The 3,690-nt window shown below is 36.7% G+C and carries 5 protein-coding genes; 2 read left to right on the forward strand and 3 right to left on the reverse strand.

Features of this window, described 5'->3' with window-relative positions; genetic code table 11:
* Positions 1-1,086: THUMP domain-containing protein (locus AC6F75_RS12040; protein ID WP_500715273.1), on the reverse strand; the 1,086-nt coding region annotated here is incomplete at its 3' end.
* 58 nt (positions 1,087-1,144) lie between these two features.
* On the opposite strand from AC6F75_RS12040, the gene AC6F75_RS12045 reads away from it, so the two are divergent.
* Entirely contained in the window at positions 1,145-1,876 is a 732-nt protein-coding gene (locus tag AC6F75_RS12045) for a methyltransferase domain-containing protein (protein WP_500715275.1), read from the forward strand.
* On the forward strand, positions 1,876-2,544 hold the full coding sequence (locus AC6F75_RS12050; RefSeq protein ID WP_500715276.1) for a ZIP family metal transporter: 669 nt from the start codon (positions 1,876-1,878) through the stop codon (positions 2,542-2,544). Before AC6F75_RS12045 ends, AC6F75_RS12050 begins: the two co-directional genes overlap by 1 nt.
* Here the strand turns inward: AC6F75_RS12050 and trhA are convergent.
* Positions 2,541-3,167, reverse strand: coding sequence for a PAQR family membrane homeostasis protein TrhA (trhA, locus tag AC6F75_RS12055; protein WP_500715277.1), 627 nt, complete (start codon positions 3,165-3,167; stop codon positions 2,541-2,543). The genes AC6F75_RS12050 and trhA overlap by 4 nt on opposite strands.
* Positions 3,168-3,305: 138 nt before the next feature.
* The coding region (locus AC6F75_RS12060) for a T9SS type A sorting domain-containing protein (protein ID WP_500715278.1) at positions 3,306-3,690 on the reverse strand (385 nt) is incomplete at its 5' end.

The raw sequence follows: 3,690 nt of genomic DNA on the forward strand, positions 1-3,690 counted from the left end.
GTTAAAGGTTTTGATTTTTCGGGAAGGTCTTAAACCAACAAACTTGAGTGCTTCAAGATTTCCGGTAATCATCCAGGCAGTTGAATTGGGATACCCGTGCTTTAAGGTGTTTCCAATTTCAGTATAAAAACTTTCCATATCGATGCTCAACCGTTCATCATAAGGAGGATTGAAGACAATATGCAATGGACCTTGAGTGTTCTTGGTTGTTTTGAAAAAATCTTCGTGTTTTACGTTTATGAATTCTTCGAGGTTGGCGCTTTTAATGTTTTCTTTCGTTTTAGCGATAGCTGAAGGCGCTTTATCATAGCCTAAAATGGAATAATCAAAGTTTCTCACCCGTTTGAGCAGCGACTCTTCTATGGTTTCAAAAAGGGCATCGTTATAATCTTTCCAATGCATAAACCCAAATTCGGGGCGGTTGATATTTGCAGGGATATTGCAAGCTATCATAGCTGCTTCAATCAAAAATGTGCCGCTTCCACACATAGGGTCCAAAAAATCACTTTGTCCGGTCCAGCCTGACTTGATAAGCAATCCAGCAGCTAATACTTCGTTGATGGGTGCAATGTTGACTTCTTTTCGATAGCCTCTAAGATGCAAACTCCCCCCGGAACTGTCCAAGGACAAGGTACACCTGTCACCCTGAATATGAATATTGATTTGAAGTTCGGGTCTGTGTGTGTCAACGTTTGGTCTAAGACCGGTTTTGTCCCTCAATTGATCGACGATGGCATCTTTGACTTTGTGTACGACGTAAAGCGAATGATTAAAAAAATCTGATGACACACTGGCGTCAAGCGAAAAAGTGGTGTTTTGGTTAAAGTATTGCAACCAGTCAAATTTCTGAACCTGTCTGTATAGATCTTGGTCATTTTGCGCTTTAAAAGTGTAAATAGGTTTTAGAATCTTAATGGCGGTTCGCAAACTCAGGTTGGCTTTGTACATAAACCCCAGGTCGCCAATAAAACTGACACTTCGTGTTCCCGTTTCCACTTTTTGTGCACCGAGATCTTTCAATTCTTTTGCGAGAATTTCCTCAAAACCAAATAAGGTTTTGGCCACCATTTTAAAATTATTTTCCATAGAATTTGTTACACTATGCTACAAAAATACGTTATTTTAGACGTGTGAATTTGAAACAATGCAAAAAGATACAGAAAACTGGTTTACGTCTTGGTTTGACACTCCATACTACCATATTTTATACAAAGACAGAGACTATGAAGAGGCGGTAGTCTTTATGAAAAATCTCACTCAATTCCTTAAACTCAAAAAAAATCAGACCATACTTGATTTGGCTTGCGGAAGAGGGCGACATGCCGTGAGTTTAAATGAGTTGGGATTTGATGTGACCGGTGTTGATTTATCAGCTGAAAGTATCCTTTATGCTAAAAGCTATGAGAATGAAACTCTTCAGTTTGATGTTCATGATATGTGTAAACCCTACCACAAAAAATTTGATGCTGTTTTTAATTTGTTTACCAGTTTTGGCTATTTTGAAAAAGAAGAGGACAATTTCCGGACCATTGCAGCTATAAAAGCCAATCTCAATGAGGGTGGCAAAGGGGTGATCGATTTTATGAATGTCAATTCTGTTATCAATAATTTAGTAGAAAAGGAAACCAAAAAAGTGGGTAAAATCACTTTTCATATTCATCGTTATGTCAAGGAAGGATATATTTACAAGGACATTACCTTTAATGATAACAAAGAAGACTATTTTTTTACTGAAAAGGTAAAAGCACTCAACCTTGAGGATTTCAAAACTTATTTTAAAAAGGCGGGAATCGAATTATTGTTTACTTTTGGGGATTATAATTTGCAAGCGTTTGATCCGCTTAAATCACCAAGGTTAATTCTTATTTTTGGTTAATGAATTATTTGCTGCCCATTATAGCAATTCTTGTAGGATATGTGTTTGTAATACTTTTCAAACCGCAAAAACCTTCAAACATCAAGCTATTCCTGGCATTTAGTGGGGCGTTCCTGCTGTCGCTCACCATTTTTGAATTGTTACCGGAAGTGTATGAAGCCGATGGGAAATACGTCGGTATTTTTATAATGTCGGGTATCATACTTCAGATTTTTCTTGAATTTTTCTCCAAAGGGGCCGAACACGGTCACGTGCATTTGCACAAAATCGACACCACTTTTCCGTGGATGTTGTTTGCCAGTTTAAGTATTCACTCCTTTCTGGAGGGTATTCCCATTCACGACCACCACAACCTGATCTGGGGAATCATTATCCACAAAATTCCTATTGCGATTATTCTGACCGTATTTTTTATTCAGGCAAAGTATTCTCAAAAGAATACGCTTATATTTTTGTTCCTGTTTTCGTTGATGACCCCGGCGGGAAGCTTTGCAGCCGAGCATTTTGAATTTGTAAAGAATTATTATCTGGAAGCTACCGCAGTAGTTATTGGTATATTTTTACATGTTTCTACCACCATCCTTTTTGAAAGCAGTGAGGGGCACAAGTTTAATCTTACCAAACTTCTCATTGTCATTTTTGCGGCATTTCTGGCCTATATGCTTTAAATGACCCTTAAGAAGATAAACAAAAAGTGAAAAAGGCTGCCCAGTAAAACAAAAATATGCCAGACTACGTGAGAGAACTTGACACGATGCCTGACATAAAAAATTATCCCTACCGTATAAAACAAACCCCCAAGAGCCAGCAAAGTCAATCCCAAAGCATCTGTTCTTTCATACAATGCCTGAAAATCAAAAACGATCAGCCAACCCATTATGAGATAAAGCAATAGTGAAATGGCTTCAAACCTTCCCGTAAAAAAGAGTTTTAATACAGTTCCCACAGCTACTATACCCCATACTGTCCAGAACAATTCCCATCCCAGACTGTCTTCGAGCAGGATTAAAACAATGGGGCTATAAGTCCCGGCAATCAGCACATAAATACTGATGTGGTCTAATATCCTGAGTTTGTTTTTTCGGGTTGTTTTCTTTTCAAGATGGTAGATGGTTGAAGCAAAATAGAGTAAAACGAGTGAGCCTCCATACAAAACAATACTCATTATGCTTTTTAAGGAGCCATGGGTTTCATAGATAATCATGAGCACAAACCCCAGCACGCTTAAAGCGAAACCAATACCATGAGTGAGCCAGTTGTAAAATTCTTCTTTTTCAGTTTGGGTCCTCATTATTTCTTTTTAAAAAGGTAATAAGAATAATCAGGAAAAATGGGAAATTCCACAAAATTATATAAAGCAAAAAATAACTCACATACTTGTAAAGGGTTTATTGAAACACTTCTAAAATATTCCATAAAATAAGGAAAATTATTTTTTAACCACCTTAACTATTTTTTGGTTTCCATCGATTTCTAACATTAAGAAGTAAACTGCGTTGGGAAGCTCGGATAAATCGACTTCTGTTTGAAGTTTGTTTACGAGTTGTTTTTTTATTAATTGTCCTCGTAAATTAAAAACAGAAATTTTAGAAATTTCGATTGAATTTTGAATTGTAATAATTCCTGTTGTTGGAGTTGGGTAATAGATAAAATTTGAGAAGTTATTTCCATTTATACCCAAAGTAGTAACATCAATACATTCACTTACAACAGTACAGTCATTTTTTGTAACTTCAACCATATAGCTTCCAATTGCAGTTGCCACATAAGTTTGATTTGTTGCTGCTGGGATTGAAGTAAATGTACCATCCAAT

Source organism: Planktosalinus sp. (assembly GCF_059864935.1).